The sequence below is a fragment of the Aeromonas sp. s3 genome, from assembly GCF_040907805.1.
In the GTDB taxonomy this organism is placed as follows: domain Bacteria; phylum Pseudomonadota; class Gammaproteobacteria; order Enterobacterales; family Aeromonadaceae; genus Aeromonas; species Aeromonas dhakensis.
The window spans coordinates 447,473-469,770 of sequence record NZ_JBFOCQ010000006.1 but is presented as its reverse complement, the minus strand read 5'-3'; the positions used below and the strand labels follow the sequence as shown (position 1 = coordinate 469,770).

At 64.5% G+C, this 22,298-nt stretch carries 14 protein-coding genes; 8 read left to right on the top strand and 6 right to left on the bottom strand.

All coding sequences use genetic code 11. The features are described from left to right. Positions 1-133: 133 nt before the first annotated feature. The 3 genes from AB5Y98_RS02810 to AB5Y98_RS02800 form a co-directional block, all read right to left on the bottom strand. A complete protein-coding gene (locus tag AB5Y98_RS02810) occupies positions 134-3,886 on the bottom strand; it encodes an AAA family ATPase (RefSeq protein ID WP_368231284.1) in 3,753 nt (1,250 codons plus the stop codon). Further along, on the bottom strand, positions 3,883-5,109 hold the full coding sequence (locus tag AB5Y98_RS02805) for an exonuclease SbcCD subunit D C-terminal domain-containing protein (protein WP_368231283.1): 1,227 nt from the start codon (positions 5,107-5,109) through the stop codon (positions 3,883-3,885). Before AB5Y98_RS02805 ends, AB5Y98_RS02810 begins: the two co-directional genes overlap by 4 nt. Before the next feature lie 102 nt (positions 5,110-5,211). Further along, on the bottom strand, positions 5,212-5,640 hold the full coding sequence (locus tag AB5Y98_RS02800; protein ID WP_005303147.1) for a GNAT family N-acetyltransferase: 429 nt from the start codon (positions 5,638-5,640) through the stop codon (positions 5,212-5,214). Positions 5,641-5,820: 180 nt separating this feature from the next. On the opposite strand from AB5Y98_RS02800, the gene rdgC reads away from it, so the two are divergent. From rdgC to AB5Y98_RS02780, 4 genes are all read left to right on the top strand, one after another. Beyond that, positions 5,821-6,732, top strand: a complete 912-nt coding sequence (gene rdgC, locus AB5Y98_RS02795; protein WP_005303149.1) for a recombination-associated protein RdgC — start codon at positions 5,821-5,823, stop codon at positions 6,730-6,732. Positions 6,733-6,910: 178 nt separating this feature from the next. Then, the gene (ggt, locus tag AB5Y98_RS02790) at positions 6,911-8,689 is read left to right on the top strand and encodes a gamma-glutamyltransferase (protein ID WP_368231282.1); all 1,779 of its coding nucleotides are present in this window, start codon (positions 6,911-6,913) and stop codon (positions 8,687-8,689) included. A 386-nt stretch (positions 8,690-9,075) separates the two neighbouring features. Next, positions 9,076-10,719 carry a YbaL family putative K(+) efflux transporter gene (ybaL, locus tag AB5Y98_RS02785; RefSeq protein ID WP_336290694.1) on the top strand — a complete coding sequence of 548 codons (1,644 nt, stop codon included), beginning with the start codon at positions 9,076-9,078 and terminating at the stop codon, positions 10,717-10,719. A gap of 399 nt (positions 10,720-11,118) precedes the next feature. Next, positions 11,119-12,300: a M28 family metallopeptidase gene (locus AB5Y98_RS02780; RefSeq protein ID WP_336290693.1), complete on the top strand. Its 1,182-nt coding sequence runs from the start codon at positions 11,119-11,121 to the stop codon at positions 12,298-12,300. Between the two features lie 72 nt (positions 12,301-12,372). Here AB5Y98_RS02780 and AB5Y98_RS02775 read toward each other — a convergent pair whose 3' ends face one another. Beyond that, positions 12,373-12,585, bottom strand: coding sequence for a hypothetical protein (locus AB5Y98_RS02775; RefSeq protein WP_208201024.1), 213 nt, complete (start codon positions 12,583-12,585; stop codon positions 12,373-12,375). A 304-nt stretch (positions 12,586-12,889) separates the two neighbouring features. Here AB5Y98_RS02775 and pykF point away from each other — a divergent pair, with 304 nt between their 5' ends. The 4 genes from pykF to AB5Y98_RS02755 all read left to right on the top strand — a co-directional run bounded on the left by pykF (position 12,890) and on the right by AB5Y98_RS02755 (position 19,896). Continuing rightward, positions 12,890-14,302, top strand: coding sequence for a pyruvate kinase PykF (pykF, locus tag AB5Y98_RS02770; RefSeq protein ID WP_368231281.1), 1,413 nt, complete (start codon positions 12,890-12,892; stop codon positions 14,300-14,302). Positions 14,303-14,452: 150 nt separating this feature from the next. Further along, on the top strand, positions 14,453-17,776 hold the full coding sequence (mscK, locus tag AB5Y98_RS02765; protein ID WP_368231280.1) for a mechanosensitive channel MscK: 3,324 nt from the start codon (positions 14,453-14,455) through the stop codon (positions 17,774-17,776). Between the two features lie 210 nt (positions 17,777-17,986). After that, positions 17,987-18,820 (top strand): hypothetical protein, encoded by an 834-nt coding sequence (locus AB5Y98_RS02760; RefSeq protein WP_368231279.1) that lies wholly within the window; start codon positions 17,987-17,989, stop codon positions 18,818-18,820. A 65-nt stretch (positions 18,821-18,885) separates the two neighbouring features. Then, the gene (locus AB5Y98_RS02755) at positions 18,886-19,896 is read left to right on the top strand and encodes a beta-propeller fold lactonase family protein (RefSeq protein WP_368231278.1); all 1,011 of its coding nucleotides are present in this window, start codon (positions 18,886-18,888) and stop codon (positions 19,894-19,896) included. A 56-nt stretch (positions 19,897-19,952) separates the two neighbouring features. Here AB5Y98_RS02755 and AB5Y98_RS02750 read toward each other — a convergent pair whose 3' ends face one another. Further along, positions 19,953-20,693, bottom strand: coding sequence for a dienelactone hydrolase family protein (locus AB5Y98_RS02750; protein ID WP_368231398.1), 741 nt, complete (start codon positions 20,691-20,693; stop codon positions 19,953-19,955). Positions 20,694-20,738: 45 nt separating this feature from the next. Next, positions 20,739-22,265 carry a methyl-accepting chemotaxis protein gene (locus tag AB5Y98_RS02745; RefSeq protein ID WP_005303170.1) on the bottom strand — a complete coding sequence of 509 codons (1,527 nt, stop codon included), beginning with the start codon at positions 22,263-22,265 and terminating at the stop codon, positions 20,739-20,741. Between the last annotated feature and the right edge of the window lie 33 nt (positions 22,266-22,298).

Here is a 22,298-nt window from a genome sequence, read left to right as displayed (position 1 = left end):
CAACCCCTCACTCTCGTTTCCCGCGATACGCGGGCATGGACCTAGCTCAAGCGACCAGATTGACGAAACACTGAAACAAAAAAGCCCCGCCAGATGACGGGGCTGCGATTTCTCAGCAAAGCGAAGTAGGGGCTTAGGGCAGCACCACCCGGCTTTCGCCGCCGCCGAGAGCCTCCACCCTCACCTGCACGCCGATCCGCTCCACCAGGGTCTGCACGTGGGAGATGACCCCGATCTGGCGGCCGGCCGCCTGCAGGGAGTCCAGGCTTGAGAGCGCCAGATCCAGGCTGTCGGGATCCAGGGTGCCGAAGCCCTCGTCGATAAAGAGCGATTCGACCTGGGTCTGGCGCGACGACAGGCTGGAGAGGGCCAGCGCCAGCGCCAGCGACACCAGGAAGCTCTCGCCGCCGGAGAGGGAGTCCACCGAGCGCACCTCGTCCCCCATGTCGAGATCCACCACCTGCAGCGCCAGATCGGTGCCGGGCACCCGCTCCAGTCGATAGCGAGGGGAGAGCTCGGCAAGCTGGGCGTTGGCCTCCAGCAGCAACCGCTCCAGGGTGAGGCTCTGGGCGAAGGTACGCAGCTTGGCGCCGCTGGCCGAACCGATGAGATCGGAGAGTTGCTGCCAGTGATCCGCCACCGCCTGCTGGGCGGCCAGCTCCTCCTGCAGGGTGCCCGCCTTGAGGGTCGCTGCCTCGGCCTGGGCCAGCGTGCTCTTGCACTGGAACAGCTGCTCGTCGAGGGCACGGCAGTGCGCCTCCAGCGCCGTCAGCCGGCTGTCGAGCTCCTCTGGCGCCAGCGCTGCCAGCTCGGGGTGATGCTCGCGGTAACGATCCCGCTTGCTCTCCTCCAGCGCCAGCGCCCGCTGCCGCTCGGTCAAGCGGGTACGCGCCTCGGCGCGGGCATCCTCCAGCGCCTGCAGGGCAGCGCGCCGCGCCTTGAGCTCATCCGGGCTCATGGCCAGCAGGCGGCGCAGGTCATATTCGGCGATGCCGAGGCTGCTGGCGTGAGCAGCCCAGCGCCCCAGCACCTCCCGTCGGCGCCGGCTGCTCACCTGCTTCTCCTGCTCCAGATGGCTGAGACGGGTCTTGAGCTCGGTCTGGCGCTCGCGCAGGGCGCGGGCCGCCCCCTGCATCATCTCCAACTCGCTGGCCAGTTGCTGCAGCCGCTGCTGCCAGCGATGCTCGACCTGGGCAATCTCCTCGCCCCCCAGACAGGTGGCGCGGCTGGTGACCAGCCCCTGCCGCTGCTGTTCATGCTCCTTGTAGTCGCGCTCGAGCTTGTGCAGCAGCTCGCGCTGGGTCTGCAGGCGCGCCTCCTGGGCGCTCAGGGCAGGGGTGAGGCTGGCAATCTCGCCAGCCAGCCGCTCCCACTCGCTCTGGCCGTGCAGCCAGGCCTCGCACGCCCGCTGCCACTCGAGCCACTGCTGGCTGCCCAGCCACTGGCGCCAGGGCTGGCCCCCCATCTGCTCGTCGAGCCGGTTGCCCCCCTGCTCGAGGCGCTGGCGCAGGATCGCCTCCTGCTCGCCCATGGCCTTCACCTCCCCCTCCAGGGCGATGCGCTGGCGGTCTGCCTCCTGCCACTGCTGCTCGAACTGCTGGTGCTGGCTGGCCAGCTGGCTCAACTGCTGGCGCACGGCCTGCAACTGCTGCTGCCCCTGCTGGGCCTCACGCAGTTGCTGCTGGCTACGGGCCAGCCCCTGCTCCAGGCTCTGGCCACGGCCGAGCAGGATGCTCATCAATTCATTCCACTCGATTGGGCTCTGACCTAGCGGCAGCGGATGGCCAAGCAGGGTATCGCCCCCGAGCTGTTGCCAGCGCAAGGTCAGCTGCTCGGCACGGGTCTCCAGCTCCGGCAGATGTTGCTGGCGCACCGCCAGCTGACGGGCCAGCTCCTGGCGCTCGCTCTCACACTGAATGTATTGGTGATTGAGCCGCTCCCACTCGAGCTCGAGGCCGCGGGCGCGCTCCGCCAGCTGGCCCAGAATACCCGCCACCTGTGGTTGGCTCTGGTGATAGGGGTGCTCCGCGGCGCCGCAGAGGGGACAGGGTTCACCGTCGCGTAAGATGTGGCGATGCTGCTCGAAACTGGCGATGGCACGGGACTGCTCCAGCGCGTGGCGCGCCTCGTCCCGCTGCAGGGCGAGCCGCTCACGGGCCGGCGCCAGCTCGTCGCCGAGAATGGCCAGCTTGCCGAGCGCCTGTTCCAGCTGGGCTATCTCCTGCTGCAGGCGACCATGCTGCTCGCCGTGATTGCGGCCATAGTCGGCCAGCTCCAGCAGCTGGCGCAGTTGACCCAGCTGTTCGGTCTGCTGCTGCCACTGCTCCTGCGCCTTGGCCAGGCGCCCCTCCCACTGCAGCTCCTGCAGCTCGTGCTGTTGCTGCTGCAGCCGCTCCTGTTCGCGCTGCCAGTAGTCGCGCTCCTGCTGCCCCTGCTCCAGCTGGTGCTGCAACTGCCTGAGGGCGCGCAGCTTGTGCTCACGCAGGGTGAGCAGCTGCTGCAGCCTGTCGGCATCTTCGGCCCAATCCTGCATGGCGGTGAGCAGGGGCTGCCATTGGCGGGCCACCGGCGCCAGCTCCTTGTGCTCCTCAAGCCAGGCGCCCCACTGCTGGTGCTGGGCCTTGAGCAGCTCCACCTGCTGGCGCTGCTGGTGCCAGCCCTGCTCCAGGGTGAGCTGCACCTCCCGCTCCTGCGTTCCCTCCTGCTGGATCTTCTGCAGTTGCTGCTGCTTTTCCCTGATGCGGGTATCGAGCTCCTGCGCCCGCTTGAGCTCGGGCTGCAGGGCGCCCCACTCGCGCTCGGCGGCGATCTTCTCTGCCAGCAGCTGCTGCTCGGTGAGGGCGCTCTGCTGGGTCTGCTCCTCCAGCTTGCCAAGCTCGGGGCCGAGCTCGGCCAGCAGTTTCTCCTGCTGCTGCACCTCCAGGGTCAGGCGAGCCAGCTCGTCGTGATCGGCGCGGGCCACCTGGGCCTGCTCGGCGCGGGCAAACTCCTCGCGCTCGGGGGCGGCCGCACCGTGGGCCACCTCTGCGGCGGCAAGGGCCGCCTCCCCCTCCTGACAAGCCTGCAACTGGGCGGCGATGCGGCCGCTGAGGTCGCGCAAGTCCTGCATCAGTTGCTGTTGTTGCTGCTCGTGTTTGAGGCTGGTGGCGAGGCTGACCTGCTGGCTCACCCACTGCTCGCGGGTCGCCTCGTTCATCAGCGCCACGTCGCCGAGCCGCTGGCTGATGGCGGCCAGTTGCTGCTGCTCCTCCCGCGCCCGCTCATGGGTCTGGACTGAAATGGCGGAGTAGAGCTCGGTGCCGGTCATCCGTTCGAGCAGGGCCGAACGCTCGTCGGCGCTCGATTTGAGGAAGGCGGCAAACTCCCCCTGCGGCAGGATGACGGCGCGGCGAAACTGCTCCCAGGAGAGCCCCACCAGCTCGTCGATGCGATCCTGCAGCTCCCGCTTGCTGCCACTGAACACCTGGCCCGACGCCACGTCGGTCAGGCTGCGCTCCTGAGCCTGAAAGCGCCCCTCGGCGCGGTTGCGGGCCCGGCGCACCGCCCAGCGGGCCAGCCAGACCCGGCCGTCGCAGCCGCGAAACTGTACCTCGGCAAAACCGCTGGCGTGGCCGCGGCTGAGGATGCCGCGCACGTCGTTGGCCTTGAGCTTCTCCTCGTCATCCATGCGGCCCACTTCGGCCACGTTCTTGCGATTGGCGATAAAGCGCGGCATCTCATCAAAGAGCGCCAGACAGATGGCATCGAGCAGGGTGCTTTTGCCGGCGCCGGTATTGCCGGTGATGGCAAACAGGCCGGCGGATCCCAGGGCGCCACCGGCAAAATCGATGGTAAAGGGGCCGGTCAGGCTGGCCAGATTCTCCCCTGACAGCGACAAGATTTTCATGCATTGGCCTCCTTCACCTGCTCCAGGATCTCTTCAAACGACGCCACCAGCTCAGCCTCCGGCTCTCCGTCAAACTGACGCTGATAACAGAGGCGGAACACTTCTGTGGGGGAGAGCTCATCGAGCCGGCGCTGGCCGGCGCCGTCCGCCAGCCCCTGCCCCGAGCCCTGATAGCTGGTTGTGATGCGGGCCAGGCGCACCGGCTTGTCGCCGATGGCGGCCAGCACGCGCTCGCGGATGCGGGCCTCGGGTTTGGGCAGCAGCAGCCGCACCTCGAGGAAGGGCTGTGCCTGCTGCGGGCAAGCGGGCAGGTCCAGCGCCTCGATGGCCTGGAGCGCCTCGTCGAGGCCGCTCTGGGGCAGCCGGATCATCTCCACCGCGCGGGGCACCGGGATCCGCTCAAGGCGGGCCAGCTTGCCCCCCTCAAACGTCACCTCCAGCACCTGATGGTTGTAGTTCGCCTCGGCCAGCGAGAGCGGCAGCGGCGAGCCGCTGTAGTGCACCCCATCGGCCGGACTCTGGGCCAGGTGCAGGTGGCCCAGCGCCGTGTAATCGGCGGCGGCAAACAGCTCGGCAGGCAGGGCGTGCTGGTTGCCACCAAGCACTCGCCGCTCGGAGAGCTCGGAGAGCTGGCCCGCCGCCAGATAGGCGTGGCCCATGGCGATGAGGGCCTGATCCGGATTGCAGCGCGCCCGCCCTTCGCTCAGCACCGCTTCATAGACCTGGCGCACCCCTTCGATGAGTCTGTCCTGCCCCTCGCTGAGCCCTTCCGGGCGCAGATCGCTGCTGCGCAGAAACGGCACGGCGGCACACCAGGCGGCCACCTCGCCGTTTTTGCCTCGCAGCGGCACCAGCAGACGCTCGGTCTCGAGGCGCCCCTCGTCGTCCCGGCTGATGCTGCCCACCAGATGCAGGTCGAAGGCGCGCAGCAGCTCGTGGGGAGCATCCAGCTTGGAGGGGGAGTCGTGGTTGCCGCCGATGAGCACCATCTCCAGTGCGGGATGGTCGGCGCGCAGCCTGGCCAGGAAACGGTAGAGCTGCTGCCAGGCGCTGGCGGGGGGGTTGGCGGTGTCAAACAGATCGCCCGCCACCAGCAGGGCGTCGATGTCGCGGCTCTTGATGGTGTCGGCCAGCCAGTCGAGAAAGGCGTCGTGTTCAAAACGGCGATCATGGCCATGGAGTTGATGGCCAAGGTGCCAGTCGGCGGTATGCAGGATCTTCATGAAAAAACGGCTCGTATGGAGGTGGTGCCAGCAGCACCCGATGCAGACAAGATGAGGATATGCCTCCCTTTTTTCAAGCCGGACCGGGTGCTGGCGTCAGATTCAGGCGGGCTCGCAGCACATCTGGTACTGGGGATGACCGGTAAGCGGGTCGGCCAGCTCCCCCTCGATCACGAAACCGTGGCGACGATAGAAGCGCACCGCCTGATCGTTTTCCACGAAGACCCGCGCATGCAGCCTGGCCCCCTTGGACTTGGCCTCCTGCAGCAGGGCATGGCCCACCCCCCGCCCCTGACGGTCGGGGCGCACGAACAGGGCGGCCAGGTAGTCATCCACCAGCGCCATGAAGCCGAGCAGCTCGCCGCGCTCCTCGAACACCCAGATGCGGGCGCGCTCGAGATAGCGGGTGCGCAGGTCTTCCTGCGCCTGCCACCAGCAGGAGGCATCGACAAAATCATGGGCCTGCAGGGAGGCCAGCAACCAGATCTCGACGATCTCGTCCATGTCGTCGGACCGACTCGCCCTCAGCATATTGGTATCCTTGTTAACAACCTTAACATCCGCAGTCTAGGGGAGTTTGATGACGGCTTTGGGGACGGATATGACTCCCTGTGAAGTCGATCGCCCTTTATTTAGCAAGAATGATTGGCTGATCACAAAGCGCCTCTCTAGTACAATGCCCGCCGGACAATCTATGAGACCGAGGACGCCATGTGGTTTAAAAACCTGCAGATTTATCGCTTTACCCGCCCCTTCGAGCTGACCGTCGAGCAGCTGGAAACCCAGCTGGAAGCCTGTGCCTTCACCCCGTGCGGCAGCCAGGACATCTCCCGGTTCGGGTGGGTCAAGCCCCTTGGCAAATTCGGCTCCACCCTGACCCACTCCGCCGCCGGCCACATCCTGCTGTGCGCTCGCAAGGAAGAGAAGATGCTGCCCGGCACCGTGGTCAAGGAGATGCTGGCGGAGAAGGTAGAGGCGATCGAGTTCGAACAGGGCCGCGCCCTCAAGAAGAAAGAGAAGGAAGCGCTCAAGGAAGAGATCATGCACACCCTGCTGCCGCGCGCCTTCAGCCGCACCAGCCAGACCTTCGCCTGGATCAACCCGGCCGACAACCTGATGGTGGTCGACGCGGGCTCCGCCAAGAAGGCGGACGATCTGCTGGCTCTGCTGCGCAAGTCCATCGGCACCCTGCCGGTGGTGCCGGTGGCCCTCAAGAACCCGCCCGAGATCACCATGACCGAGTGGCTGAACGAGGGCAACCTGCCCGCCTCCTTCACTCTGGAGGACGAGGCCGAGCTGCGCAGCGCCATGGAGCACGGTGGCATCATCCGCTGCAAGCAGCAGGATCTGATGAGCGACGAGATCAAGAACCACCTGGCCAACGACAAGCTGGTGACCAAACTGGCCCTCAACTGGGGCGAGACCCTGAGCTTCGTGCTAGGGGATGACCTCTCCATCAAGCGCCTCAAATTCAGCGAAGAGCTGCGCGAGCAGAACGACGACGTCACCAGCGAAGATCCGGCCGCCCGTCTGGATGCCGACTTCGCCCTGGTCACCGCCGAGCTGGCCCAGTTCATCCCGGCCCTGTTCGCCGCCCTGGGCGGTGAAGAGCAGTCCATCTAAGCGAAATGGCTCAGCCTGATTGCAAAAAACCGCCTCCGGGCGGTTTTTTTATGGGCGGGCGCCGGTACGACTTGTTGATAGATGAGTAACTTGTTGATCTGATTCGACAACTTGAGTCATTAGCGCCAATCGTGACATAGTCGCCCTTCATGCTCATAAAACAGACAAGGAGAGTGTCATGTTGCGCAAACCGCTGGGGCTGGCCATCGCCCTCGCTCTGCTGGCCGGCTGCGCCGCTCAGCAGAGCCCGCAAACGCCCCCCGCCCACACCCTGATCGCGCCGGAGGCCGCCAGCGGCTGGCAAGAGAAGCAGGGCTGGCAGGGTCACGACTTCATGGTGGCTGCCGCCAACCCGCTGGCGGTGGAGGCGGGCTACCAGATGATCCAGGCCGGCGGCAGTGCGGTGGATGCCGCCATCGCGGTGCAGCTGGTGCTGACCCTGGTGGAGCCGCAATCCTCCGGCATCGGCGGTGGCTCCCTCATGCTGGTGTGGGACGGCAAACAGGTAGCCGCCGTGGATGGTCGCGAGACGGCCCCCACCGCCGCCACCGATCAGCTGTTCATGAAGGATGGCAAGCCGATGGCCTTCTACGACGGCGTGGTGGGCGGGCGCTCGGTGGGCGCCCCCGGCACGGTGCGGGCACTGGCGCTGGCCCACCAGCGTTACGGCAAGCTGCCCTGGGCCAGCTTGTTCGAGCCCGCCATCACCCTCGCGGAGCAGGGATTCGTGATAAGCCCGCGGCTGGCCGCGCTGCTGACCAAGGATCCCTATCTTGCAAAAGACCCGGATGCGCGGGCCTACTTCTATCAGGCCGACGGCAGCCCCAGAGCGGCGGGCAGCCGGCTGACCAACCCGGCCCTGGCCAAGGTGCTGCGTACCCTGGCAAGCAAGGGGCCGGACGCCTTCTATCGCGGCCCGCTGGCCGAGGCCATGGTGGCCAAGGTGCACGCCCACCCGACCAACCCCGGGGTGCTGAGCGCCGTCGATCTGGCCAGCTACCGCGCCAAGCTGCGCGACGGCCTCTGCTTTGACTATCGCCAGAGCCGGGTGTGCGGCTTTCCGTCCCCCTCGTCCGGCACCATAGCGCTCGGCCAGATCTTCGGCATGCTGGAGAGCCGCGACATGGCGGCCCTCAAGCCGGTACAAGGGGAGCAGGGCCAGCCGGCCGCCTCCGCCGAGGCGATCCACCTTTACAGCGAGGCGGCGCGGCTCGCCTTTGCCGATCGCAACCAGTACGTGGCGGACAGCGACTATGTGGCGGTCCCCGTCAGCGGCCTGCTCGACAAGCACTATCTGGCCCGGCGCGGCGCCCTCATCGGCGAGCGCTCCATGGGGCTGGCCAACGCGGGCACCCCGCCGCTGGCGCCGGCTCGCGGCCAGGATGCGACCCCTGAGCTCCCCTCCACCAGCCACATCTCCATCGTCGACAAGGCGGGGATGGCGGTCTCCATGACCAGCTCCATCGAAGACGGCTTCGGCTCGCGGCTGATGGTCAACGGCTACCTGCTCAACAACCAGCTCACCGACTTCTCCTTCACCTCGCTGGATGCCGCCGGGCTGCCGGTGGCCAACCGGGTGGAGCCGGGCAAGCGACCGCGCTCCTCCATGTCCCCCCTGCTGGTGTTTGACAAGAGCAGCGGCGAGCTGGAGATGAGCCTGGGCTCCCCGGGGGGCTCAGCCATCATCAACTACGTGGGCAAGACGCTGCTGGGCACCCAGGATTGGGGGCTCAACCTGCAACAGGCGATCAATCTGCCCAACTTCGGCAGTCGCAACGGCCCCACCGAGCTGGAGGCGGGCCGCACCCCGACCGCCGTGGTCGAGGCGCTCAAGGCGAAGGGGCACGAGGTGGTGCTGAGCGAGCAGACCTCGGGCCTGCAGGGGGTGCAACGCAACGCCGGCGGCTGGCTGGGCGCCGCCGATCCGCGCCGGGAGGGGATCGCCAAGGGTCAGTGAACCCGGGGGTCTGCCCCCAGCTCTGAATGCAACGAAGCGGCCGGTCGGCCGCTTTTTTTGTGAGGCCAGGCTGCGCTCGCCCTGGCCACAAAAATCATCACCGATTGATTAATGCTGCCAAGCCAGGTCAATAAAAATAGAGCCCCTCACCTTAAAAGTAACACTTATCCACTTTTAATCTCAAAAATCCCTTTAAATGTGGATAAAGATTGCTTTTACGCCAAAAACGTATTATTTTTCAACAGAAACGGCAACTGTTGTCCCTCAGACACGCCCCGTGCACGGGACCAGCATCTGTCTCTTTCGCCCCCTGCTCATTGACAGCTGCCCTCTTCACCCGCGCGGTGATCTGGTAGCCCCCTGACTGCCATTAGCGAGGTGACGACATGGACCACTCCCTTCCCCTGATTACCACCCTGGTCGGCGGCTTCGTGCTGGCCTACATCCTCGGCATGCTGGCCCAGCGCCTCAAGATCTCCCCCATGGTGGGCTATCTGGCGGCCGGCGTCATCTCGGGCCCCTTCACCCCGGGGTACGTGGCCGACATGAAGCTGGTGCCCGAGCTGGCGGAGCTGGGGGTCATCCTGTTGATGTTCGGAGTGGGGCTGCACTTCTCCTTTCGCGATCTGATGTCGGTAAAGCGGATCGCCATCCCGGGCGCCATCGCCCAGATCGCGGTCGCCACCCTGCTCGGCATGGGGCTCGCCTCGCTGCTGGGGTGGGATCCGGTCGCCGGTCTGATGTTCGGCCTCGCCCTCTCCACCGCCAGTACCGTGGTGCTGCTGCGGGCGCTGGAGAGCCGTCAGAATCTGGAGACCCTGCAGGGGCGCATCGCCATCGGCTGGCTCATCGTCGAGGATCTGGTGATGGTGCTGGCGCTGGTGATGCTGCCCATCATCGCCGACATCCGGTTCGGCGAGCAGGCCATGAGCTGGCAGAGCATAGCGCTGGATCTGGGCTGGACCCTCGGCAAGGTGAGCCTGTTCGTGGCGCTGATGATGGTAGTGGGCAGCCGCTTCATCCCCTGGCTGCTGACCCACACCGCCAGCACCGGCTCGCGCGAGCTGTTCACCCTGGCGGTTCTGACCTGCTCCCTTGGCATCGCCTTCGGCGCGGTCAAGCTGTTCGGCGTCTCCTTCGCCCTTGGCGCCTTCTTCACCGGCATCGTCATGAACCGCTCCGAGCTGAGCCACCGCGCCGCCAACAACACCCTGCCGCTGCAGGACGCCTTCGCCGTGCTGTTCTTCGTCTCGGTGGGCATGCTGTTCAACCCGGCGGTGCTGCTGACCGAGCCGCTGGCGGTGCTGGCCACCCTGTTCATCATCATGTTCGGCAAGTCGGCGGCGGCCTACGCCATCGTGCGGCTGTTTCGCTATAGCAAGCGCACCGCCCTCACCATCTCCGCCAGCCTGGCCCAGATCGGCGAGTTCTCCTTCATCCTCATCGGCCTAGCCATAGTGCTAAAACTAGTGCCGGAAGGAGCCCGTGACCTGATCCTGGTGGGCGCCAGTCTCTCCATCATGCTCAACCCGCTGGTGTTCAACGCCGTCGAGCGCTACCTGGAGAAACAGCCGGACGCCGACAACACCCAGGTGTTGGCCGAGTGCACATGCCCGCCGGTGGAGATGAAAGGCCACACCATACTGGTGGGCTATGGCCGGGTCGGCCGTCTGCTGGTGAGCGGCCTGCAGCAGGCCGGGCGCGAGCTGGTGGTGATCGAGCAGGATCCGCACCGGCTGGAGAGCCTGCGCCAGGCCGACATTCCCCACGTCAACGGCAACGTGGCCGATGACGAGGTGTTGTGCCGCGCCGCCATCGCCGACGCCAGCTGGCTGCTGGTGGCCATCCCCAACAGCTTCGAGGCCGGCGAGGCCATCGCCCAGGCCAGGCTCATCAACCCGACCATCCGGGTGATCGCCCGTGCCCACAGCGACGACGAGGTGAGCTTCCTCACCAGGCAGGGGGCGGACAAGGTGATCATGGGGGAGCGGGAGATAGCCCTCGGCATGCTGGCTCAGGCCACCGCATAAACCGCCATTCAGTGAACCAGAGGGGTCAAGGCCCCTCTTTTTTATGCCTCTTTTTACACCCGCGCTTTTGGGCACCCAGGCCCCTCCCCACCCATTCCCGCCGACGTTTCGCGCCGATATGGCACAATTTGACTCCCTTTGTCAGCCCCCCAGGTCAGGGCCGAGTGCCGCCACGACCACGAGCCCCCTGCGCACCGCCCCCTCACCAGCACAAAGCTCCGCCAGCCACCCTCGCCGGCCCGCAGTAGACAGCAGATCCTGCAGCGACCCCTACCGGATTGGGGGTGCGCCGCGCCAAATGGGCAAATTCGCCCTTCAGCCTCCTTGGCTAGACTGGGCCAGTCGTCTTATGACACCCATTTGGCACATGTGCCCACAACCAATCTGGAAGGATCCGCCATGAAACCCTTGTTGACTGCCCTCTTGCTCCCCCTGCTGCCTCTCGCCGTACAGGCCGCCGAGCCCGTCTGGATCACGGTCGGTGCCGACAGCGGCGTCGAACTCAAGCAGGTGAAGGCCAAGCTGGCCCCCCTGTTCAGCGCCAGCGGCGCCCCCATCCAGCTGGCCCAGGTCGAGGCAAGCGAGCTTGGCACCCTCTCCCACCTGATGCACGAAGGGCACCAGCGCTGCGGCGGCTACGTGGTGCACAGTACCCTGGCCGACGCCCTGCAGAGCATGGCCCAGCCCATCAGCCAGAACCTGTTCAGCGCCCCGCCGCTGACCCAGGGAGCCAGCGTCAACCGGCTGCTGCCCTATCTGGATCAGGGCAACATAGTCGGTACCATCAGCCAGCTCGCCAGCTGGCGCAACCGCTACTACACCACCACCACGGGGGTGCAGTCGGCGGACTGGCTGGCCGGCCAGTGGCAGACCCTGAGCGCGACCCTGCCCTGGGCCAGCGTCAGCCGGGTCAAGCACAGCGGCTATCCGCAGCAGTCCGTGGTGCTGACCCTCAAGGGCAGCCGCTACCCGGACGAAGTGGTGGTGCTCGGCGGTCATCTCGACTCCACCGCGGGCTCGGCCCCCAACAGCCGCACTCTGGCCCCGGGCGCCGATGACGATGCCTCCGGCATCGCCACCCTGACCGAGGTGCTGCGGGTCATCGCCGAGCAGGGTCGCCAGCCTGAGCGCACCCTGCAGTTCATCGGCTATGCGGCGGAAGAGGTGGGACTGCGCGGCTCCAAGGACATCGCCACCCGCTACAAGGCGGCCAACACCAAGGTGCTGGCGGCGCTGCAGCTGGACATGACCAACTATCAGGGCTCGGCGGAAGACATCGTCTTCATGACCGACTACACCGACCAGGGGCTGACCGGCTATCTGGCCCAGCTGCTCGACGCCTATCTGCCCCAGATCCGCTACGGCTATGACAGCTGTGGTTACGGCTGCTCGGATCACGCCTCCTGGCATAATCAGGGCTACCCGGCCGCCATGCCGTTCGAGTCGCGCTTCAACGACTACAACCCCAACATCCACACCGCCCGGGACACCTTGCAGAACTCGGATCCCTCGGCTGCCCACGCCCTCAAGTTTGCCCAGCTGGCCACCAGCTTCGCCATCGAGATGGGCAAGATAAACTGAGCCGCCAAGGCGCGGTGACGCACCCAACACAAGAGGGAGGCCAGGCCTCCCTCTTGTTTTCAAACCTGCCGCTCAGGGCTGCCGATGCGCCCCGGCAAGCGGGGGATTGGAGCGCGGCAAGCCTTGCTGCGCGTGTGCCGTGGCGGCCTGCGCATGCAGCCTTTCAAGGCGCTCGAACGCGCGCAGCGTGCCATCGCGAGGAGCGGGATCGGCCGGCCAGCAGCTGGCGGGCAGCGCCTGCACACCCAGCAGGACGACGGACAACAGCAACAGATAAGGGACCATCTTGCAGCACTCCGGTGGCAGCAGAGTGTCTATTCTTGTCGGGGACCGATGACGGTTTGATGAAGGGACGGGATCGTCATTTTACAACATTTGACGAGGCGGGCCGGCGCCGAGATACATATGGCGACATTTATGCCAAATCTGCGCTGACCAGTTAATTTATGCCCTAAAAAGTAGCCGGGAGGAAAACGTTATCCCTGAAAAGAAAACGTTATCTGGTCAAAACGTTGTTTCTGGATCATAAAAAGTATCCAAAAACTGGTGTATATTGCACGGCGGAAACTCCTTAACCATGAAGACTGACATGAAAAAGACCAAAATCGTCTGCACCATCGGTCCCAAGACCGAATCCAAAGAAATGCTGGCCAAGATGCTGGACGCCGGCATGAACGTCATGCGCCTGAACTTCTCCCACGGCGACTACGCCGAGCACGGTGGTCGCATCAGCAACCTGCGCACTGTCATGGCCGAAACCGGCAAGCACGCAGCCATCCTGCTGGACACCAAGGGTCCGGAAATCCGTACCATCAAGCTGGAAGGCGGCAACGACGTGGCTCTGGTCGCTGGCCAGACCTTCACCTTCACCACCGACCAGACCGTGGTTGGCAACAAAGACAAAGTCGCCGTGACCTATGCCGGTTTCGCCAACGACCTGCGCGTCGGCAACCGCATCCTGGTTGACGATGGCCTGATCGGTCTGGACGTCATCGAGATCACCGAGCGCGAAGTAGTCTGTAAAGTACTGAACAACGGCGATCTGGGCGAGAATAAAGGCATCAATCTGCCGGGCGTCTCCATCAAGCTGCCGGCCCTGGCCGAGAAAGACAAGCGCGACCTGATCTTCGGTTGCGAGCAGGGCGTTGATTTCGTTGCCGCCTCCTTCATTCGCAAGAAAGAAGACGTGCTGGAAATCCGTGAGCACCTGAAAGCCCACGGTGGCGAGAACATCCAGATCATCTCCAAGATCGAAAACCAGGAAGGCCTGGACAACTTCGACGAGATCCTGGCTGTCTCCGACGGCATCATGGTTGCTCGTGGCGACATGGGTGTCGAAATCCCGGTTGAAGAAGTTATCTTCGCCCAGAAGATGATCATCGAGAAGTGCAACAAAGCCCGCAAAGTGGTCATCACCGCCACCCAGATGCTGGACTCCATGATCAAGAACCCGCGTCCGACCCGCGCCGAAGCCGGCGACGTGGCCAACGCCATCCTGGACGGTACCGACGCAGTCATGCTGTCCGGTGAGTCCGCCAAGGGCAAATACCCGCTGGAAGCCGTGACCATCATGGCCACCATCTGCGAGCGTACCGATGCCGTGATGCCGTCCAACCTGTCTGCTGCCAACGACAGCAACAAGCTGCGCATCACCGAAGCGGTCTGCAAAGGCGCGGTAGAGACCTCCGAGAAGCTGGACGCCCCGCTGATCGTGGTTGCCACCGAAGGCGGCAAGTCTGCCAAGGCCATCCGCAAGTACTTCCCGAAAGCCTGGATCCTGGCCATCACCACCAACAAGAAGACCGCAGCCCAGCTGGTGCTGACCAAGGGTGTGGTTGCTCACGTGGTTGACAGCATCGCCTCCACCGACGATTTCTATCGCATCGGTAAAGAAGCGGCCCTGGCCAGCGGCATGGGTCTGAAGGGTGACGTGGTTGTCATGGTCTCCGGTGCTCTGGTACCGAGCGGCACCACCAACACCGCTTCTGTTCACGTTCTTTAATCGGAACTGAACAAGCTGAAAACGGCGCCCGCGGGCGCCGTTTTTTTTATCTCGCCCCCCTGCTGCCCCTTTCTGCCCGGTGTTAGAATCCACGCGGATTTAATCCAAGTGGGACATCTCCCGAATATCGCGTAATAACCCGGAAGTTTTATGCTCTCAATACCGTTCAAAAGAGCCTCGGCCACCCTGTTGCCGCTGCTCTGCTTACTCGTCAGTCTCTGCGCCCCGCAAGCCATGGCGCAGGACGTGCCCCAACGAACCAGCGTACAACGGGCACTCGACGCCCTCGGCAAGTCGGACACCCTCACCGTCAGCCAGCAGGCCGACCAGAAATTCCTGACCGACACCCTCACCCTGCTCGACAGCATCGAGAAAGAGAAGAGCAAGGCCAGAAGCCAGAACGAGCGGGTTCGCTCCCTGCCGGCCGAGCTGCGCGACATCAGCGCCAGACTGGATGCCCTGACCCAGGGCAAGAGCGCCGAGCAGATCAAGAGCGAATACGCCAGCATGAGTCTGAGCGAACTGGAGAGTCGCCAGCCCGACGTCATGGCCAACATGCAGGATGCCCAGGAGGCCCTCGGCACCATCGGCAGCCAGCTCACCAACCTGCAGACCCTGCCGGAACGGGCCCAGGCCAGCATGAGCCGCGCCTATCAGCGCAGTCAGGAGATCCGTACCCGCCTCAACGCCGGTGACGGGGTGAGCAGCGCCGAGAAGATGAAGCTCAATGCCGAGCTGGCCCTGCTGGATCTGCAGCTGGCCAACCTGCAGAAGGAGCTGGACAACCGCACCAGCATGCAGGATCTGGCGGTCAAACAGCGCGACTACCAGACCGCTCGCCTCGCGAGCGAAGAGCAGAAGCTGCAACTGCTGCAGGAGCAGAGCAGTGCCAAGCGCCTGGGCGACACCGAGAAGACCGCCGAACAGACCGGTGAGCTGGTGGCCGCCGCCGACAGCCCGCTGGTGCAAAAGGAGCAGGAGCTCAACCACCAGCTCAGCCAGCAGCTGGTCAGCGCCACCGCCAGCCTCAACTCGCTGGTGCAGAAGAACCTGCAGGCCAAGAGCTGGCTGGAGCGCGGCACCCAGACCGAGCGCAACCTCAACGAACAGGTGCAGATGCTCAAGGGCAACCTGCTGCTGTCGCGCATCCTCTATCAGCTCTACCAGCAGCTGGAGTCCTCCCCCTCCACCCTGGTGAAGAACCTGGAGGAGCAAATTGCCGACCTGCACCTGGCCCAGTTCGAACTGAGCCAGCAGCGTGACCAGCTGTTCCAGAAGACCCAGTATCTGGACAACCTGATCGCAAGCAGCAGCGAGCCGGTAAGCGAGGAGGACAGAGCCAGCCTCTCCAAGCTGCTCGACACCCGCATCAGCCTGCTCGATCAGCTCAACCGCCAGCTGGATGCCCAGCTGACCAACGCCATCAGCCTGCAGCTGACCCAGCAGCAGCTGGCACGGATCTACTCCTCCATCGAGTTCACCCTGCAGCAGCACATCTTCTGGGTGAGCAGCAACAAGCCCATCGACGGCAAGTGGTTCATCAGCTGGCCGGCCCAGGCCTACAAGCAGGCCTCCGACTGGGTGCTGAAACCGGACTGGAGCGGCTGGGGTGAAACCTTGCTGCCCATCACCCTGCTAGCCCTGCCGCTGCTGCTGATAGGTGGCCTGCTGATCTGGAAGCGTCCGACGCTGATCGAGCGGCAGAAGAAGATCACCAAGGATCTGGGGCGCTTTCGCCAGGACAGCCAGTGGCATACCCCGGCAGCCCTCTGCTATACCGTGCTGCAACGCCTGCCGGGCAGCCTGTTCATCCTGGCTGCCGGCCTGCTGCTGACTGACTGCGGTCTGCTCAGTTCCAAGCTGATTTTCCAGATCACCCTCAACCTGGCACTCGGTTATCTGGTGTTCAGCGTCTATCTGGCGGTGATGCGACCGGGCGGCATCGCCGAGAGCCACTTCCGCATTCCGAAAGCCGATCTGCAGGCCAAGCGCACCAGCATGCGCTACCTCTGGGTGCCCTTGCTGCCGCTCATCATGCTGTCGACCAAGGCGGTGGTGGAACCCTCCTCCCTTGGCAACGACGTGGTGGGTCAAGCGCTGACTCTGGCCCTGCTGGGGCTGGCCGCCTACCTGGTGTTCCCCATCTCCCGCGCCCGCATCAAGGGCGAGGCGAGCATGCAGCAGTCCATCACCGCCATCGCCCTGGCACTGGCACCGGTGGCGCTGATCGTGCTGGTGGGACTGGGCTACTACTACACCGCCCTCAAGCTGACCGGCCGGCTGATCGAGTCCTTCTACCTGCTCATCCTCTGGAGCCTGGTCTACCGTACCGCCCTGCGCGGCCTTGAGCTCGCGGCCCGTCGCCTGGCCTATCGCCGTGCGGTGGCCAAACGCGAACACAAGGCCCAGGAGGATGCGGAAGGGGGAGACACCATCGAAGAGCAACCCATGGATCTGGAGGATGTCAGCCAGCAGTCACTGCGTCTGACCCGCACCGTGCTGCTGCTGATCTTCGGCGTCGCCTTCTACTGGCTCTGGTCCGATCTGGTGGCGGTCTTCTCCTACCTCGACAGCATGGTGCTGTGGCACCGCACTGAAGGGACAGGGGCCAATGCCGTGATGTTCCCCATCAGCCTGAGCGACGTGCTGATAGGCTTCCTGCTGCTGGGCGGCGCCTGGTCGCTGGCCCGCAACCTGCCGGGTCTGCTGGAAGTGCTGGTGCTCTCCAAGCTGAACCTGGCCCAGGGCACGGCCTACGCCATCACCACCATGCTCAACTACGTGCTGATCGGGGTCGGCTCACTGACCGCCCTCTCCATGATGGGGGTACAGTGGGACAAGCTGCAGTGGGTCGCCGGTGGTCTGTCGGTCGGTATCGGTTTTGGCATGAAGGAGATCCTCTCCAACTTCGTCTCCGGCATCATCATACTGTTCGAGCGTCCGGTGCGGATCGGTGACACCGTCACCATCGGCTCCTTCTCCGGCACCGTCTCGCGGATCCGCATTCGCGCCACCACCCTGACCGACTTCGACCGCAAGGAGGTGATCATCCCCAACCAGCAGCTGATGACCGAGCGGCTCATCAACTGGTCGTTGAGCGATACGGTCACCCGGGTCATCGTACGGGTAGGTGTGGCCTACGGTTCGGATCTGGAGCTGACCCGCACCCTGCTCAAGCAGGCGGCGGACGAGAACAGCCGCGTGCTCAAGGATCCGGCGCCCATCGTCTACTTCCTCACCTTCGGTGCCAGCACCCTGGATCACGAGTTGCGCTTCTTCGTGAGCGAGCTCGGCGATCGCAACCCGGCGGTGGACGAGCTGAACCGCAAGATAGACCAGCTGTTCCGCGAAAACGGCATCGAGATCGCGTTCAACCAGATGGATGTCTACATCAAGAACATGAAGGACGAAGAGCAGAAGGTGGAGTCCGACTCCGCTCAGCCTCCCGCCCTGCCGGGCCCCCAGCCCGGTTAAGACAGCTCCTCATCTCGTTCGAAGGCCCCGCAAGGGGCCTTTTTTGTGTCGGTGGCCCACCGCTTGCGCTGGTTTTGTGACGGGCCGGCCAGAATGGGGCACGGTTTGTCGCTAGCCTGAAACGCTTGCCTCCCCGGATGAGGGGCCTGCCAATCCCGGTCGGCCGCGATACACTGAGGAGCCGATCCCCCACATTTGCCAAGGTGCGCCATGAGTTCCCAACCCTCTCTGCTCTCTTTTCTCGGCTCTCCCCTGCTCGGGGTGGCCGCCACCTATGTCGACCCCGCCAGCAAGGAGACCGGCGTCTACATCTGCGGGGTCGAGATCCAGCCAGACGACGAGCTGCTGCTGACTTTCCCCAAGGGGCACCAGCTGACGGTGGGGGAGAAGATCACCCTGCATCTGGACAACCGCACCGGGGTCGACGAGTACGACGCCTCCTTGAGCGTCTATCGCGTCTCCTACAAGGGGGTGATCGCCCGCACCGCTCCGGACAGGGTGCAGGTCACCCCGCTGCAGTTCGAGCTCTGGTACGGCAACCGGGTGGTCTACGGCTTCGCCCAGCCGGGCTATCAACATCCGGCCGATGAACGCCCCGCTAACGAGCTGCCCGTCACCCCGCTCACCGGCCTGCCGGTGCCTGACTTGCGTGAGGTTGAGAACAAGATCGGGGTGCTGGTGACCCGGGCCCAGTCACAGCCCCACACCACGGTACTGGCGTTTCTCTCCTCCGATGAGGACGACATCTTCTTCATCACCTTCCCCGAGACCTTCAAGTCGCAGTTGCTCAAGCGCGACGGCCGCTGCCACTTCGCCATCGACTCGCGGGCGGTGTTCACCTACACCCGCGCCATCGAGTGGAACTACACCATCATCGCCGCCGATGCTTACCAGATCCCGCAGGATCACCCGCTGTTCGAACCTATCCGCGCCGCCTTCGTGCAGAAGAACCCGTGGGAAGTGGGCTTTTTCAGCCACCCGCTGGTGGAGCTCTACCACCTCAAGGCCCGCCAGGTGGTCTGCCCGGGCCGGGCAAAAGAGTAGGTCCAGCCGGGCGCGAAAGAGGATAAGATGGCCTGCGGTTGCCCATGACAAGGAGTGAGAAACAGATGCAGCAGGTCGTTTATGTGGCGAGCCCCGCCAGCCAGCAGATCCACGTGTTTGCCCTGGCCGCTACTGGGGAGCTCACGCCATTGCAGGTGGTCGACACCCCGGGCCAGGTCCAACCGCTGGTGATCAGCCCGAACGGGCGCTGGCTCCATGCCGCCGTGCGCCCCGATTTCGCCCTGATCAGCTATCGCATCGAGGCCGATGGCCGGCTGGAAACGCAGGGATCGGCACCGCTGGCGGGCAGCGCCTCCCACACCGCCATCTCGGCCGACGGCCGCTTCCTGCTGGCGGCCTCCTATGCCTTCAATCAGGTTACCCTCTCCGCCATCGGCGCCGACGGCCGGGCAGAGCCCCCCCACCAGCAGCTCGACGGCTTGCAGGCCGCCCATTCGGTCACCCTGCTGCGTGCAAATAAACAGGGCGAGCAGGAAGTGCTGGTCGCCTGCCTCAAGGAGGATTGCATCCGCCGCTTTCTGCTCTGCAAGGAGGGGCGGCTGCGCCCCCATCCGCTGGGGGATCTGGTGACCGCCAGCGGCGCCGGGCCGCGCCATCTGACGCTGCACCCGAGCAATGGCGACCTCTATTGCCTCAACGAGCTCGACTGCACCATCAACCGCTACCGACCCACCGCCGATGGCGGGATCCGGCTCTGTCAGAGCCTCTCCATGCTGCCAGCCGGTTATCAGGGGGAGCGCTGGGGGGCGGACCTGCACGTGACACCCGACGGGCGTTTTCTCTACAGCAGCGAGCGGGCAAGCAGCCTGCTGACCCAGTTCGCCATCGCACCGGATGGCGAGCTCGGCGTGGTCGGCCACTTCCCGACCGAGACCATGCCCCGCGGTTTTGCCATCGATCAGAGCGGTCGCTGGCTGCTGGCGGCCGGGCAGGCTTCCCACCAGCTGGCGGTGCATCGCATCGACCCGGTCAGCGGCACCCTGACCCTGCTGGCACGCTATCACGTAGGGGACGGGGCCATGTGGGTGCTCGTACTGGCACGCCATCAGCCATGATCAACAGACAGCAAAAAGCCATGGCAATGCCATGGCTTGCAAACCAGCGCCCAGGGTTACTTTGCGGAGATCTCTGCCAGAAAACCGACCAGGCGTTGCCAGGCAAGGGCATCGGCTTCGGCGTGGTACCTGTCTGATCCAAACACACTGAATGCGTGAGGGGCACCGCTGTAACTGGTCGCTTCATGGCTGATGCCGGCGCTCTCCAGCTCGCCGATCAAGGCGGCAAACTGCCCCAGGCTGACCGCCTCGTCAGCACTGCCATGCTGTATCAGCACACGTCCCCTGACCCGTTGGTAGTTCTGGCCTGGCGGCGTCTCCAACCCGCCATGCACGCTCACTGTACCGTGCAGATCCGCCCCGCTGCGGGCCAGCTCCAGCACGGCGGCCCCTCCGAAACAGTAACCGAGCGCAACAACCTTTTCCGGTTTGCCTCCCAACCTCGTGGCCTCGGCCAGCGCCCCGGCGAGCAGGGCCCGCATGCTCGCCCTGTCCTGGTATAGCGCCCCTGTCAGCCGCTTTTTATCCTCCACCTCAGTGGGTCTCACACCAACGCCGAACAGATCGGCGGCAAACACCCGGTAACCCAAGGCCGCCAGCATGTCGGCACGCTTCATTTCATACCCGGTCAACCCATCCCAGTCATGGACCAGCAGCACCAGGGTTGACTGCTGACTGGCCCCCGCCAGATGATAACCTTCGAACGTCCGCCCTTCGACCTGATACCTGACGGACCCGGCCTGCAATCCTCCTGCCCACAGAGCCCAGAACAGGACAAGCATCTTGGTTATTCCCATCATCCACTCCTCTGCCTTGACGGCCAGCTCGCTGACGCCCGGCGTTCACACCCTGAACTGTTTGAGCAGGCTGTCCAACTGAGCCGACAGCTGGCGCAAATCACTGCTGGCATCGGCTACCTGCCCCACCCGCGCCGCACTGTCGTTGTTGAGCCCGGCAATGCGATTGACGCTGTTGCTGACCTCTTCCGCCACCGAGTGCTGCTCTTCCGAGGCCTGGGCGATATACATGTTCATTTCACGGATAAGGCCGACCTGGGTCTTTATCTTCTCTACCGAGAGCTGCACGTCGGCGGCTTGCGCCCCCGCCTGGGAGGCCTTGTCCTGACTTTGCTGCATACCAGAAACCAGATTGTGGGTCGCCTGCTGCAAGCGCGCGATACTGGCACTGATCTCCTCGGTCGACTGGCGTGTACGGCCGGACAGCGTTCTCACCTCATCGGCCACCACGGCAAACCCGCGCCCCTGATCCCCGGCTCTGGCCGCTTCAATGGCGGCATTGAGGGCCAGCAGGTTGGTCTGTTCGGCAATGCCGTTGATCACTTCGATGATGTTGCCGATGCTGCTGCTCTCGCTCGACAAGGAGCGGATCAGGTTGGCGACCCGCTCCACCTCGCCGACCAGCTGATGAATGGCTTCATTGGCCTGGCCGGCCAGCTTGTAACCCTGCTCCACATAGAGGCTGGCTTCATCGGTCGCACCGGATGTCTTGACCGCATTGCCCGCCACTTCCTGTACCGCATGACTCATCTGGGTGATGGCGGTCGCGACCTGATCCAGCTCTGACTGCTGTTCGGCGCTGCCATGCCGGGTATCGGTCGCCAGCGAATCGCACAGCTCCGCCGTCTGCAAGACGCCTGCCGACAGGGTGTTTATCTCCGACACTGTCCCTTGCAGCTTGGCAATGAATTGATTGATGTTGCCAGCCAGCGCCCCCATCTCGTCATGCCGGCGGATCTTGAGGCGCTGGGTCAGATCCCCATCTCCCTGGGCCAGGTCGAAGACTGCGGAGTTCATCTGCCGCAAGGGGCGCAGCACATTGCGATGGATCAAGACCATCAGCAACAGAATGATGCCGACGTCCAGCACCACTATCTGCCAGACGGTGGTGATGAGCAGATGGCGCAACTGGATCAAAATGGCCCGATCACTGCTGACCACCAGCAGATTGGCCACCGTCTTGAGCTGGCCGTTGTCGTCGTAGACCAGCTCATGGCTGGCGTGGCTGCCCAGATCGGCGGGCAGCTTTGCCACTACCTGAATTTCACCGGCATCATCACGGACAAACCCCGCAACCAGCTTGTCCTTGTTGACCACCAGCAGGCTGCTAAGCGCATCGGTGGCCAGCTCGGATTTGAGGGATGCCTCGACAAAAGCCGATTCGTAATTCCACAGCGGACCAGGCAAGGAGAGCTGCAACCGGCTGATGGCCTGCTCCACCATCTCGGCCTGTCTGCGATAGCTCTCCTCCCTGGCGGCGTTGTAGTTATATCCACCAAACAACACCAGCAGCAGACTCACCGACAGGGAGGTCAGCACGGCAATCCTGAACGTCAGACTATTCCAACCCATGGTTCCCTCCCGATATCGGCAACGACGTCTTGT